At 44.0% G+C, this 13,874-nt stretch carries 12 protein-coding genes; 6 read left to right on the forward strand and 6 right to left on the reverse strand.

The annotated features are described in order from the left end of the window. Positions 1-149 precede the first annotated feature (149 nt). From J2Z28_RS01740 to J2Z28_RS01750, 3 genes are all read left to right on the forward strand, one after another. Complete coding sequence (locus J2Z28_RS01740) at positions 150-1,592, forward strand: ABC transporter permease (protein WP_244988037.1); 1,443 nt, start codon at positions 150-152, stop codon at positions 1,590-1,592. 34 nt (positions 1,593-1,626) lie between these two features. Then, a complete protein-coding gene (locus J2Z28_RS01745; RefSeq protein ID WP_211080936.1) occupies positions 1,627-3,138 on the forward strand; it encodes an ABC transporter permease in 1,512 nt (503 codons plus the stop codon). Positions 3,139-3,211: 73 nt separating this feature from the next. After that, the gene (locus tag J2Z28_RS01750) at positions 3,212-5,032 is read left to right on the forward strand and encodes an ABC transporter substrate-binding protein (RefSeq protein WP_211080937.1); all 1,821 of its coding nucleotides are present in this window, start codon (positions 3,212-3,214) and stop codon (positions 5,030-5,032) included. 60 nt (positions 5,033-5,092) lie between these two features. Here the strand turns inward: J2Z28_RS01750 and J2Z28_RS01755 are convergent, their stop codons facing one another. Together J2Z28_RS01755 and J2Z28_RS01760 are read right to left on the reverse strand one after the other, a co-directional pair. Further along, a complete protein-coding gene (locus J2Z28_RS01755; RefSeq protein WP_244988038.1) occupies positions 5,093-5,737 on the reverse strand; it encodes a sugar O-acetyltransferase in 645 nt (214 codons plus the stop codon). Positions 5,738-5,795: 58 nt separating this feature from the next. Beyond that, complete coding sequence (locus tag J2Z28_RS01760; protein WP_211080938.1) at positions 5,796-6,803, reverse strand: ROK family protein; 1,008 nt, start codon at positions 6,801-6,803, stop codon at positions 5,796-5,798. Positions 6,804-7,449: 646 nt separating this feature from the next. Here J2Z28_RS01760 and J2Z28_RS01765 point away from each other — a divergent pair. Continuing rightward, the gene (locus tag J2Z28_RS01765; RefSeq protein ID WP_026080945.1) at positions 7,450-7,650 is read left to right on the forward strand and encodes a hypothetical protein; all 201 of its coding nucleotides are present in this window, start codon (positions 7,450-7,452) and stop codon (positions 7,648-7,650) included. 444 nt (positions 7,651-8,094) lie between these two features. Here the strand turns inward: J2Z28_RS01765 and pyrH are convergent, their stop codons facing one another. After that, a complete protein-coding gene (pyrH, locus tag J2Z28_RS01770) occupies positions 8,095-8,832 on the reverse strand; it encodes a UMP kinase (RefSeq protein WP_036617332.1) in 738 nt (245 codons plus the stop codon). A gap of 388 nt (positions 8,833-9,220) precedes the next feature. Then, entirely contained in the window at positions 9,221-9,958 is a 738-nt protein-coding gene (locus J2Z28_RS01775) for a cyclase family protein (RefSeq protein ID WP_211080939.1), read from the reverse strand. Positions 9,959-10,158: 200 nt separating this feature from the next. Here J2Z28_RS01775 and J2Z28_RS01780 point away from each other — a divergent pair, with 200 nt between their 5' ends. Then, the gene (locus tag J2Z28_RS01780; protein ID WP_211081036.1) at positions 10,159-10,794 is read left to right on the forward strand and encodes a type 1 glutamine amidotransferase family protein; all 636 of its coding nucleotides are present in this window, start codon (positions 10,159-10,161) and stop codon (positions 10,792-10,794) included. On the opposite strand, the gene J2Z28_RS01785 is transcribed toward J2Z28_RS01780, so the two are convergent. Continuing rightward, complete coding sequence (locus tag J2Z28_RS01785) at positions 10,778-11,704, reverse strand: NADP-dependent oxidoreductase (RefSeq protein ID WP_211080940.1); 927 nt, start codon at positions 11,702-11,704, stop codon at positions 10,778-10,780. The two genes, J2Z28_RS01780 and J2Z28_RS01785, sit on opposite strands and share 17 nt — an antisense overlap. Before the next feature lie 194 nt (positions 11,705-11,898). Between J2Z28_RS01785 and J2Z28_RS01790 the strand changes: the two genes are divergently transcribed. Continuing rightward, positions 11,899-12,777, forward strand: coding sequence for a PhzF family phenazine biosynthesis protein (locus tag J2Z28_RS01790; protein WP_211080941.1), 879 nt, complete (start codon positions 11,899-11,901; stop codon positions 12,775-12,777). 65 nt (positions 12,778-12,842) lie between these two features. On the opposite strand, the gene J2Z28_RS01795 is transcribed toward J2Z28_RS01790, so the two are convergent. Next, positions 12,843-13,790 carry an alpha/beta hydrolase gene (locus J2Z28_RS01795; RefSeq protein ID WP_211080942.1) on the reverse strand — a complete coding sequence of 316 codons (948 nt, stop codon included), beginning with the start codon at positions 13,788-13,790 and terminating at the stop codon, positions 12,843-12,845. Positions 13,791-13,874: the final 84 nt, after the last annotated feature.

Here is a 13,874-nt window from a genome sequence, read left to right on the forward strand (position 1 = left end):
TCATCACCAGCTCTCATCCGTTTTTCCCATTTACTCATCTCATATGTATACCATTTAATTCCTTGACAATTGTTTAGACCCTAAATAATATATACTATATCAATCGGAATAATGCAATTTAAACCTGAATGAAAGGAGGCACGCTTGGTTTGAATCTTGCAGAAGGCAGCAGACTCACGCGGTTGGTGCACAATTTAAGTTTTATTTATGGCAAAATGCTGCTTCATCCTTCCTACCGATATGTTCTGTTCATTCTTGGATTACCGATCAATCTGGTCGTGTTTCTAATATGGCGTTCGAATCGAAAAAATGACGGCTGGGTAGCTGCCAGGCAGACGGCTGAGCAAGAACTGCTCGCTTCTTCCTATCGGAACAAGCTGAAGTTGGAAGTCGAAGAACAGCTGCGACGCAAACATCGTTTTTTCCAGCAGCAGGCAAGTGAGGAAGAATTCAGACGTCAGACCGAGGAATGGTTGGAAGGAACGGTTCAGAAAGAGTTGAAGGAGCGGACTTCTCGCATACTTCTGGAACAGGGAAGTCAACGTCTTACGATGGCCGATACATTCCACACCCTTATCGACAAACCGTGGTTTTTCGCGATATCGATTATTCCTGGCTGTCTGATGTATGGCATCCTCTTTTTGTATGGAAATCCTTATCTAAAGTACATATTTGAAAGAATACTGATGACGGTATTTGTCGTTCTGGGCGTAGCCACACTCGTATTTACGATTTTGTATCTGTCTCCGTTCAACCCGGCAGCTAACATTCTCGGAGAGACAGCAACGCAGGAACAGATTGCAGCATTCAATCAGGTGTATGGCTTGGATCAGCCTTATCTTACACAGCTTTGGAACAATATTAAGGGAGTTGCTCTCTTCGATCTTGGCAAGTCTTTTGCAGGAAATGAAGACGTGACAGCAACGATTGCAAGAAAGTTTCCAATTACATTGACGCTGGCGGTCATCTCCCTGCTCTTAGCACTCGTCATTGCATTACCCATCGGTATCATCTCAGCGATTAAGCCTAATTCATGGTTCGATTATACGTTTATGTTTATCGCTCTGATTGGATTATCGATCCCGAATTTCTGGCAAGGACTTATTTTCATTCTGAACTTTTCGATCAAATTACAGTGGCTTCCCGCCACCTTCAACCCGCAGAACTGGCTGTCGATCATTATGCCAACCATTGTGCTGGGCACGGGACTCACGGCTGCGGTGGCACGGATGACCCGGTCTTCTACACTGGAAGTCATTCATGAGGATTATGTGATGACCGCCCGCGCCAAGGGGTTAAGCGAACGTCAGGTCATGCTGAAACACGCTGTACGTAATGCATTGATTCCAATCGTTACTGTGGTTGGACTTCAATTCGGGGCCATGCTTGGCGGGGCAGCAGTGACGGAGAAAGTGTTTAATATCAGTGGTCTCGGTAGCTATATTGTGGATAAACAATTCATCCCCGATATTCCGAGTATCATGGGCGGAGTAATCTACACAGCAATTACGATCTCCATTATCAATGTAGCGGTTGATCTGCTGTACGCTTTTATTGATCCAAGAGTGCGCTCCAAGATGAAACAATATTAAAGTGTGTTGAACTACCTCTTAAAGCAGGTGTATTATGACAAACTCGTCCTTAACACAAGAAATGCGTTTCCGGCTTAAGTCTTCTCGAGAATACAGTCAGGCGAGCTTCGCCTGGATCACGTCCCTTCTCTTGACTGCCTTGCTGCTGTTCAACAGTTATGACTGGAGTGGACAGACGTTCAAACCATTTCTGCTAACGATACTTGGGATCTATGTATTCTTCACACTGGTCCAAAGTGTCATCACCCTTCGGATTCGAAAAGACTTGATCCGTACGGGTACGGTCTCTGTTTTAACTCGCAGGTTAGCTTGGGTTCAACTGTTTGCTATCATTTCAGGCAATATATTTATCGTAACGGCAGCCTTTCATCTGATTCGAAAAGCCAGGAATGTGGAGTATACCTTTGCGGTGTATATGCTGTTAACCCAGCTGTTCGTCATCGGTGTATCCGCGTTAAATGTTTTCAAACCCTATGTGGCTGACAACTTTCTGCCAGCCATGGCGGTGCTCATATTTATTCTGGTCATCGACCTGGTCGTACTGATTATCGTATCCCGATATAACGCGACCTCTATCCTCCCTCGCTGGATGATCGGTGTCAGTGTAGTACTGATTCTGACCTCAATCACAGGTAATGTATTTGCCCTATTACTCGGCATTTCCATTATTGGACGAATTCGCAGACAGGGGAAACAAAAATCAAACTTCTGGAATGATCTGTGGGAGCGACTTGCTCCAAATATGACTGCCATGTCCGGTTTGTTTTTTATCATTTTTCTGTTCTCGATATCGATCTGCAGCTTCTTTACTTTTGATTACAGCATGGCTGTGGAAAATAACTACTCGGCTCTGCTTCAACCCCCTTCCCTTGCGTATCCCTTGGGAACGGACGACTTCGGACGATGTTTATTTTCCCGGATTGTATTTGGTGCCCGGATCTCCTTGATCGTAGGTTGCATGTCGACCATCATTCCTGTGTTGATCGGTGGAGTCCTCGGAGCATTCTCCGGTTTCTACGGAAGGCATACGGATAACATCATCATGCGGCTGCTCGATATTCTCTATGCGATTCCGGGAATTCTGCTCGCCATTGCCATTATTGCAGCGTTTGGAGCCAATACGATCAATCTCATTCTGGCGCTGAGTCTGGGTTCGATCCCAACTTACGCCCGTACCATGAGAGCCAGTGTGCTCTATGTATCTACTTTTGAATTTGTGGAAGCTGCACGTGCACTGGGGTACAACAATCGTACGATTATTTTCAAACACATTATTCCCAACTCCCTTGCGCCCATGATTATCAAGTCCACACTCACGATTGGTGGAGCGGTTATCGCTACCAGCAGTTTGAGTTATCTGGGACTCGGCGTGGAGCCGCATATTCCGGAATGGGGTAACATTCTGAAGCTCGGCAGTACATACCTGGAGACCCACTCTTATCTGGCGATTTATCCAGGTTTGGCTATTATTCTGCTGGTTCTTTCGTTTAACTTTCTCGGTGACGGTCTGCGTGATGCGCTTGATCCCAAGCTGGAGAAGGCCTAAATGAGTTGTTGAAATGAATGATATAGAAAAAAGAAATCACACATCACACATTCAAGATATGGAGGGTAATCCCATGAAAAAACGTACACTGATCTCATTGCTATTAATTCTCGTCATTGTGATTTCTGGTTGCAGTGTAAAAACGAAAACCGAATCCCAGGCGGAGACCGCACCAGCAGACACAACTGAAACTGCACAAAAACCGGCTGACATTGAACTGCTCGCCATGAGTTCTTCCGAAAATGATGTAAACATTGTACGCGACCAGCTTACTAAAAACGGCTTCAATGTGAAGCTGAACCTGCAGCCGGATTACGGCAGCTTCAAATCCCAGCAGGATGCAGGGAATTATGACATTGCCTTGTCCAGCTGGACAACGGTAACGGGAAATCCCGATTATGCGGTGCGTTCCCTTTTCAAAACAGGTGGAGATTACAGTATCCTTGCCGATGGGGAACTTGATAAACTCATCGATCAGGCAGCTACTCAAACTCCAGATGAGTACAAAGACACGTACAAACAATTGGAAGATCGCTTGGTAACGGATCAGGCGTATATCGCTCCTTTGTACATTTCCCTGAAAAGTCAGGCTGTGAACCAAGACATTCTGAATGTCGACACCGTTCGTCTCTCCAAATCCCGCGCCATGGCTTGGGAACCGATTGAGTTCAAGGACAGCTCCAAAAATGCCAAAGATCCGTTGATTCTGACGCAAAGTGCATCCGTACTGACTTCCCTTGATCCAATCAAAGGAAACGACGGCTCCATCAACCAGTTGAACACCAATATGTATGTACGTCTCGTTAACTTGACGGATGACGATCAGCTGACAGCAGATGGATCACTGTCCCATAACTTTAGTATTGCTGAAGGTAATTCGGACTACTACTTCATTCTCAGAGACGATATCAACTTTGCGAAGATTGATAACAAAAAAGCCGTAGATACAGGAGAACGTGTCGGTGCAGATGATGTGATCTTCTCCATGGATCGTGCTAAAAATAAAGATTCCGTTCCAGATCACCGGACGTACAGTCTGCATGAACACATCAAAGAAGCTGAGGTTGTAACGGATCTGAGTGCATTACAATCCATTAAACAATCCAGCGGTAACGGCACAATCCTCGAAGCATTGGAACAAGGATTGGGTAGCAAAATTACAGAACTCGTGACGGACAAAACCAAAGCAGATAATAGCGCAGGTAAATATCAGGTCGTTAAACTGACAACAACTGAACCTTTCCCGCAAGTACTGAACTATCTGGCTCACCAATCTGCGGGTATCGTGTCCAAAAAACAGGTGGAGAGCATCAACACATATGATGTAGCTTCCTTTGACGTCAACAAAGATATTCCTTACGGTGATCAGAACACCGTGACTGAAGGCGCAGCATACAATAACACCCTTTATACTAGCGGACCTTATATTTTGTCTTATAAAAATGACTATGAAGGTGTATTCTTAAAAAATCCGGCTTACCGTAAAGGCACGGAAGATGAGCCAAAAATTGCTCAGGTTAACGTCCGATTCATCGCGGATGCAGACAGCGCCCTCTCTGCTCTTCGCAGCAGTGAAATTCACTTATACTACGGTGTACCTGAAACCAAGTATGACATCATCGAAAATGACAGCAAACTGAAACTGCAAAGTTTGCCAAGTAACGCTGTCTCCTATCTGTTGTTCAATACGGCCAATCGTGAAGTTGCCAAGAGCAGTGACCTGAGAAAAGCCGTGCTGTACTCCATTAATCAGGATGAGATTTTGAGTTTCTACAAGAACAACAAACTCAAAGCATACTCTACAGTAAGCCCGCTCGTTCAGACCGGGAATGAATTGAAAGCTGATCCTGCAAAAGTAAAAGAATTCTTGAGTAAATACAACGCCTCCAAGTAAACGTATAACAAAAAAAGGTTGTCACCAGGATCATCTATTTGATCCTGATGGCAACCTTTTTTATTCTTCCAGCACACGGCAATCTGCCAGAACATCGGGGTAGTTTCGCATGCTGTCCGCATCAGTAATTTTGCGAATAACTTTGCACGGTACGCCTGCTGCAAAAGAATGCGGTGGAATATCACGATTCACCACGCTACCTGCTCCAATCACACAACCGTCTCCAATCGTTACGCCCCCGCACACTGTGACGTTTGCCGAGATCCATACATCGTTACCAATCGTGACCGGTTTGGCATAACATAGCGACTTCACATCACCGTTCTGGTCCACCATCTGTCTCCGCTCGCTGGCAATCATGGGATGAATGGGGGTAACAATCGTAACGTTGGGTCCAAAACTGGTATAGTCCCCGATCGTCACTTGCGCGTCATCTTGTATCGTCAGATTGTAATTACCGAAGAAAGACTCGCCTATCCGGGTATGGACACCATAATGAAAGAAGATGGGGCCTTGCATGAATCCACCTTCACCGATCTGCCCCAGTAACTGTTGTAGTATCTGATTCCTTTCCTCAGTCTGTTCTTCAAAGGTCTGACTGTAACGCTGACTGAGATTATGGGCCCGCCTTTTGATGATCTTTAATTCGGGATCACTTGGACTGAACAACACGCCTTTCATGATTCTCTCTTCTTCACGCATCATGAATCCTCCTCTACAAGGGTTAGCTTATAAAATAAAAGCCACAGACATGAACTGTGGGTTATAAGGCTTCTGATAGAATGCCTGACTTCAACGCCTGAAGCACCATTCCTCGTAACCCAGCATCAAAATCATGTTGGAACGAATCCTGATGTACGATCTCAGGCAACGACGGCATGGGGTGATCCTTCCCGTATTGTTTCCACGCCATATCCAGCTCTTCTCTCTCCACCCGTTCCTGATAAATGACAATCTGGTGCGGGGCAACGACGGCATTAATCGTTTGCAAGATGTGACATACGTTCACTACAAAATCATCTTTGCTCATGTCACGGTGCCAATCAGGTGAATAAGGAAGATACTTGATCTCACCAAACATCCCGTTTTTCCCACGGATCATCTGTCCATTCAACATCATGCCCATACCCGGCGGGTATCGGTTCGGAAAATAAATTCCCGCTACACTCCGTTCCTTCATATCCGCATGCTGTGTACAGTATCCGCTAATCGCTGCATTCACATCATTCTCCACGAGAACGTTCAATTGAAACTCGCTTTCGATCTCCCGTATCAGATGTGAATGTATAAGCTCTTCATGACTGCTCACCGTGATGTCCCCATCCACGGCTTGCCCCGGAATACCGATGCCGATCATATCAATAGAGGGATATTCCGTAACGAAACGCGCGATAAGTTGCAGCATATGCTGTTTATCAAAAGCAGGCAAGATGCGCTCTTCCTTCAACACAACCTTATTCTCCAGATTCATGACCGTCGCCGAAATCAACTCCTGGCCTTTCATCTCTTTGATGTAAAGAACCAAAGCAAGCTTGAAGTTATAATTATATCGATATGCCTGAGCAGGACGACCGCCGTTAGAGGGAACCACTTTATCCTGGAACAACTCTCCGCCATCACATAATTCCTGAATCAGCGCATTAATGGTAACAACACTAAGATTGGTTAATAAAGCTAATTGCGGTTTGGTCGCCGTCTCAATCTGCTGCATGACTTCACGCACATTATTCAAATTGATGTATTTCATCATTGTAGCGTTGGCTTTTTTCATAACCCTCTCGTTTCTACTCTGGTTCAATTGAGCCAAAGCAATGGTATGGATGTCATTCACACCATATCATAACATAATGCCTTACTCGAACACATGAGTTCCATCGTGCTGGCAATGGATCGAAATCGGCAGAGCTACTTTGTTCACTCAAACAAATCATCCATCGATTTCACAGGTTTCACTTCCATCGGCTGATTTGACAAGGCCATACTTGCATAGGTACCTGCCCAAATTATAACTGCCATAATAACGTAGACCATCCATACTTACCTCCCTGTTTCATGCGGATTATGATTTTGCGATACTTATCACATGTGACTATTCCTCTATTTAATAAATATACTTTATAAAGTATATTACGTAAGTATGCGAGGATAATAGTTCTTTGTCAATATGACTTATCCTATTCCCTCAGTTTATTTCGAATAGATTCGCTGTACATCAGGCAATAAAGTCCTCGCGTTTTTCAACCTCATACTTGGAGGATTATGCTCCAACCCTCTAATACCATTCTCACACATGCCACGTATTGTTCCTGTGCTTCTTTTCACTATATGGATCTCGAAAATCATTCGTAATGGAAAAACTTGATAAAAGAACGTACGTTCGGTATAATGAGATTATCCTGAATAAGCGAGAGGCAGATATGGACGACAAATTTATTAAGGAATTACGCGAGATTAGTCGGGATGACAGACGAAGATCGGAATTTATGATTCAAGGTTTGAAGGAAACGCTGCAAGAACGCAAAGAAGAAGGCATACTCAAGCGCTGGATACGGCGTAAGAAAACTGAGAAAAAAATCTCTCAAAGATTTAATCAAGATCCTCACTCGGATCAAAAGTAACAACATAAAAAGGAGGCGGAATACGCCTCCCTTGCTATTTACATATGTGAATCATTTAGACTTTGTTAGTTATGACTTAAACCATAAGTTTGCCAAAACACACATTTATGCTTCTAATAAATCAAACCCTAGCTAGGCTTGGTTCCTGATAAGTTTACTTACCTGTTGCCAGTTAGCTAAATCAAAAAAGATCAGCCTGCCAGCCTGCAGTCTGCCCCATGCTTTTATGAACTAACGTTTCCCGTTAGCGTCATGTTCTGTACTTCTACCTATGATACGGATCACAGTAATGAATCAAAACATAAAGTATCTTTTGATCACAAGATATACATATCAACATAAACAAAATCCCACTCCATGGCCGAGTGGGATCTTGAATAGAACTTCTCTTTTGTGGAACTATCGTTCCGCTAAATCAAGGAAGAGTAGTATTTGTAACATACTTCATTCCAACTCTAAAATTGATTCGCCACTAATTATCGTACCATTATTCTTACCCTCACAGATTTCTTTCATCGAACCTGGTTTATCGAAGTTAAACACATGCATTGGCAAATTGTAGTCTCTTGCCAAAATGAAAGCTGATTGGTCCATTACCTTTAAGTTGTGTTCTAAAACGTCGTTGTAATGAAGCGAACGAAATTTCTTTGCATTTTTATCAAATTTAGGGTCTGCATTAAGAACACCATCAACACCTTGCTTTGCAACTAATAAAGCGTCACAATTAACCTCGATGGCTCTTTGTACTGAAGGATAGTCTGTTGTAACGTAAGGTTGACCGTTCCCTCCAGCAAAAATTACAATATAGCCTTTTTCTAGGTGGTGAATTGCTTTTAGACGGATGTATGGTTCTGCAACTGAAGTAATAGGTATAGCGGTCATTACCCGTACTTCCTTTTTGGTCTTGGCTTTAAGAACTCCACGAAGCATTAAACTATTTACTACAGTCGCAAGTGTTCCAATGTTGTCAGCTTCTGCCCTTTCTATCCCCCAGCTTTCCGCCATATTACCTCGAAAAATATTACCCCCACCAATAACTAATGATACTTCAACTCCTAAGTTTACTATTGACATAATTTCATCAGCGATTTGGTCCAATCTTTCCGGTTCAAAACCAAATTCAGAGTTTCCGGCTACTGCTCCACCACTTAGCTTAACGAGAACTCTTTTATACCTTGACAATTAATACACCCCCATAAAATAAAAACACTAAAGCAATAAATGCTTTAGTGTCCTAATGGAATGGAAATATGGAAATATGAAATTACACAAGTCGACTGAATATCAGTCTTACTTTTCCACCTCATACCCCCACTCCTTCCATGTTTTTCCGCTAAGTAATTTTACATTACGTGAGGCTAAATTGCAATTACCGTCAATATTAAATCTGCAAGAAATTTCAATAAGTTATAGAATGATTTACGATGAGCCGTATCAAAGAGCTACCTTGCCACCAACCTGCCCGTTAGCTTAACTGAAAAAAAGCCGACTATTTAGCTGGCTGTCTACTTGAGTATCATTCTGAGTTCTGTGCCTGATTTATCTATTTCAGCTTTTGATCTACCCCGTTTTACGGCAAAATGGCAAAAGACCGGACTGGAAAACCAGAAGCTTTCTCCGCTTTGGGTACAATATTGAAAATAACAGCGCCTTTAGCCGGCACTTGATCCAGGTTTGTTAACAGCTCAACTTGATATGTATCCTGGGCGAGTACATAATATTCTGCCAGAAGTGCTCCATTCATCTGATAATCCACGGCAGAATCCGTGTCAAAGGTTTCGTGACCAATGGCTTGTACTTTTCTCTCCTCAAATAAAAACATGAGCGCACGAACCGACCATCCGGGTGCATGACTGTTACCCTCCGCATCCTTGTTATCAAATGCTTCATGGTTAGGCCAGCGTTTGCTCCAATCGGTACGTAAGGCTACAAAGCTTCCAGCTTCAATCACGCCATGCTCTCTCTCAAATTCAAGAATATGCTCCACATCCAGCGTAAAGTCCGGATTGTTCTCTACTTCGGCGGACTGGTCAATGACCACAAGTGGCAATACAAGCTCTTTCAAGCCCAGCTCATCCAGATACCGGGTATCCCGAACGAAGTGGATCGGCGCATCAAGATGTGTCCCGTATTGACCCGGGAACTTGAAGCTCTGGGCAAAGAAACCTTGATCGTGATCAAACAGTGTATCGAATTGTGCTGCCTCAAAAGCTGAAAAATGTGGAGAGCCTGGACCAAACGTATGGGTCAGATCCACCCATTTCTTTTCTTTTAACAATTGAATGGCTTGAATGAGTTCGTTGGACATCCTAATCACCTCATGCACAAAATGGAATAAATTTCTCCTATTATATCTTATTCAACTACAATTGGGGAGCAATCCATATATTGGTTCTTAGGGCTGTTAATTTTCAAATTTAAAAACTTCACTGACCGTAGATGTCAGTGAAGTTAATTTATAATACAAGAGTAATCCATTCAATCATGAAAACAAAAGGAGCATGTATGATGCAAACGAAGAACGTATATCTATATGTATTTGATACGATGGCAGACTGGGAGGTAGGATATCTAACTGCTGAATTGAACTCGGGAAGGTATTTCAGGAAAGAGATCCAGCCTTTACAGGTCGTAACCGTAGGCGTGGATAAACATCCGGTAACTACCATGGGAGGATTGAACATCCTTCCTCATATTTCTATTGATGAATGTACATTGAAAGGTGACGATGTCATCATTCTTCCAGGGGGAAACACCTGGATGGACACCATCCATGATCCCTTATTGAAAAAAGTTGCTGCCTCTATAGAAGAGGGTACGGTTATTGCGGCGATTTGCGGTGCCACAGCTGCACTTGCAAAAATAGGGATACTGGATTCCAGACAACATACAAGCAATGATTTAGAATACCTGAAGATGATATGCCCAGATTATACTGGAGAAACATATTATGTAACGGAGCCTGCAGTAACCGATGGAAATCTAGTTACTGCATCTGGAATAGCTCCGTTAGAATTTACGATGCATGTGTTGAAGCTGTTGAATGTCTTTGCACCAGAAACATTACAGGCCTGGTACAATCTGTATCAGACTCATGAGTCTAAATACTTCTACGAGTTAATGAATTCTATTGCACCTGAATAACCAGTTTCCCGCGGGTATGATGGGTTTCACTCTTCTCATGTGCTTCCCGTACTCCCTGTTGAGTTAGCGGGTACGTTCCATCAATAATCGATTTGAGCTTGCCTTCTGCAGCCAGTTCAGCCAGCTGATCCAGTTGATCCCCTTTGGGCTCCATCATGAAGACGTTGGCCGTTACTCCGGCCTCTTTGGCAAGCTTCTCATCCGGTTGTTCCACTAAGGATACCAGATGCCCGCCAGACTTTAACACCTTGAAGCTATCGCGCTGAATATCACCGCCCATGGTGTCCAGCACAACATCATAACCGGAGAGAATCTCCGAGAAATCTTCTTTTTTATAGTTGATAAAATGATCCACACCCAACGAACGAAGCAACGCTTCGTTTGATTCACTTGCCGTGGAAGCCACTTCAGCGCCGAGGGACTTGGCGATCTGAATAGCATACGTTCCCACACCACCTGCACCAGCATGAATGAGTACCTTCTGCCCTTTGCCTAAACGTCCGTGATCCACAAGTGCCTGCCATGCCGTCATCGCAGCCAGCGGGATCGCTGCCGCTTCCTCGAAGCTCAAGTTCTCCGGTATACGGGCAATAATGTCTGCATCAACAGCAACATATTCTGCATAGGTTCCGAATTGACGCGGACGCGCAAATACCCGATCACCTTCTCTGAACCTCGTGACATTTGAGCCTGCTTCAGCCACAATACCCGCAACATCGCCGCCCAGAATTAACGGGAAATTCTCCGCTGCTTCTTTCATATCACCTTGTCTGATTTTGAAGTCTACCGGATTCACCGACGTGGCATGCGTTCGGATTAATACCTGATTCACTCCACATGTTGGCTTGGCTACTTCCTGTTCCTTCAATTGTTCTGCTCCACCAAATTCCTCAATCACAATTGCTTTCATTATAGATCCCAACCTTTCCATTGATTATCGTTATGCTCTCCTCCATCATTACCCTTTCCCAGCGATCACTTGACCTATTCATTCAAAATTCACAGCAATCCGGGATTCACATACCCGTTCAACAATCGTGATATAATGTCGATTATCGATTACGTTAAATCTTAACCCAATAACTGAACAAGCGAGGTAACACGATGGAAGTAGAAGTAAATACATTACATGCATTTTCGGACAAGGCTCAAGGCGGAAACCCCGCAGGTGTTGTTTTACAAGCAACGCATCTGTCTGAATCCCAGATGCAGGAGATTGCCAGACAAGTTGGTTTTTCAGAGACTGCGTTTGTCATGCCGTCGGATCAGGCTGATTTCAAAGTGCGTTATTTCACCCCAAGTGATGAAGTCGATCTATGTGGACATGCCACAATTGCTTTATTTTATCTAATGAAGACACAACAGCTCGTTAATGTTGGTACATATACATTGGAGACACTGGCCGGAATTCTTAAAGTTGATATCGAAGTCAATGGAGAAGTCTATCTGTCTCAGACGTTACCGGAGTTTGGGGAGATCGTGGATCGACAGCAGATTGCCGATTCGTTACGTATTTCTATGGAGGATTTGCATTCCGAGCTACCTGTGCAGATTGTGTCTACCGGGCTACCCGATATCATGATAGCCGTTAAAGATGTTGATGTTCTGACCAAAATCGATCCTGACTTCCAGCGTATCACTGAAATAAGCAAGGCTCATCATGCCGTAGGTTATCATGTGTTTACACTCGAATCAGATGCTGAGGACGTTCTGGCAGAATGCCGTAATTTTGCACCGCTTTATGATATACCGGAAGAGAGCGCGACGGGCACATCCAATGGTGCCATGCTCTGTTATTTATCCCAGTACAACCAGCTTACAGATCCTCATCTTCACACGTACACGATCAGACAAGGGTATACCATGAACCGCCCCTCTGAGATCCGAGCCAGATTAACTTTGGACAGCTCTAATGAAATCACACAGATTCAGGTTGGCGGTAGTGCAATTCATATCGAAAACATTCAAATACACCTCCCTTAATGGGAGGTGTTGTCCGTACTACGAATATGAGAATTATGTACTTGAAGCAATATCATGACCTTAAATCATTGAATTTGTTGTAAAAATCGTAGTACCGCTACCTCCAACTGGTCCAGCCCAGGCTGCTCTATAGGAAAATGGCCTGCCCCTTCCAAGATCACACATTCCTTGTCCACCACCAGACGATCAAAAAAAGATTGGCTGAACCTGATCGGTGTCATGGGGTCCAGTTCAGGGTGAACCAACAGGACCGGACACTGGTTGAACTGTTCCGGGCTTACCTCCGGTTTTTTATTAAGGAATGTTCTTAATAATTCCAACGGAATACGTGTAGCTGCCGCTTGTGGATCATTCATAATAAGCCCGGTTAAGTCCTTGTTATTGGTAATCAGTTGCATTCGGGATACCTGTTTGACCGAAATACGTACATGATCCAGCAGACCTGGGAACAGATCCATCATCCGTTTTCCCGCCCGGCTTACCAGACGATTCGGCGCAAGCTGGTCACGCATTTCCGGATTACTCGTGTCTACAAATGTAGTTGCGATCAAACCCTTAACACGCTTGCTGCGTGCACTGGTGTGATAGGCAAGCATACCTCCGATGCTACTTCCCAATACAACGATTGGCTTGCCATCTTTTTTGTATTCCCGTTCGATGATTGACACAAGTAGCTCTATCCAAAGTTCGTAGTTAATACGTGTACCAGACATTGCGTAACTTAACCCATATGGCGGAAGATCTGGTGATACCACCTCGTATCCATGTCGCTGCAACATGCGGGCATACGGAGCGAGCAACCTGCCATTGCCTCCCGCACCATGAATGAACAGAATTTTGATTGAAGACTCCGGCGCAGGCAAGCGATCAATATGCAGATGAACCCCATTGGACTCCCACCATTCTTCCTCAGGAGCTGTATGCTCCTCTAACCTCACTTCTTCCGGGAAAAAGCCCTGATACTGTTTCCAATAGGGATGTGTTGTCTGATATGAAGGCAAACTTTTTTTCATACGTTACATTCTCCTCTTTTCGTATACAAAAAAAGCCGTACAGTGTACGACTTTTCGTTAAGAATACGTCTATGACCATACTTC

It is taken from the genome of Paenibacillus xylanexedens, from assembly GCF_017874615.1.
GTDB lineage: Bacteria > Bacillota > Bacilli > Paenibacillales > Paenibacillaceae > Paenibacillus > Paenibacillus xylanexedens.

Coding starts and splice junctions, on each gene's coding strand:
- J2Z28_RS01745 (WP_211080936.1), top strand. CDS start 1,627: ATGACAAACTCGTCCTTAACACAAGAAATGCGTTTCCGGCTTAAGTCT.
- J2Z28_RS01750 (WP_211080937.1), top strand. CDS start 3,212: ATGAAAAAACGTACACTGATCTCATTGCTATTAATTCTCGTCATTGTG.
- J2Z28_RS01755 (WP_244988038.1), bottom strand. CDS start 5,737: ATGATGCGTGAAGAAGAGAGAATCATGAAAGGCGTGTTGTTCAGTCCA.
- J2Z28_RS01760 (WP_211080938.1), bottom strand. CDS start 6,803: ATGAAAAAAGCCAACGCTACAATGATGAAATACATCAATTTGAATAAT.
- J2Z28_RS01765 (WP_026080945.1), top strand. CDS start 7,450: ATGGACGACAAATTTATTAAGGAATTACGCGAGATTAGTCGGGATGAC.
- J2Z28_RS01775 (WP_211080939.1), bottom strand. CDS start 9,958: ATGTCCAACGAACTCATTCAAGCCATTCAATTGTTAAAAGAAAAGAAA.
- J2Z28_RS01780 (WP_211081036.1), top strand. CDS start 10,159: ATGCAAACGAAGAACGTATATCTATATGTATTTGATACGATGGCAGAC.
- J2Z28_RS01785 (WP_211080940.1), bottom strand. CDS start 11,704: ATGAAAGCAATTGTGATTGAGGAATTTGGTGGAGCAGAACAATTGAAG.
- J2Z28_RS01790 (WP_211080941.1), top strand. CDS start 11,899: ATGGAAGTAGAAGTAAATACATTACATGCATTTTCGGACAAGGCTCAA.
- J2Z28_RS01795 (WP_211080942.1), bottom strand. CDS start 13,790: ATGAAAAAAAGTTTGCCTTCATATCAGACAACACATCCCTATTGGAAA.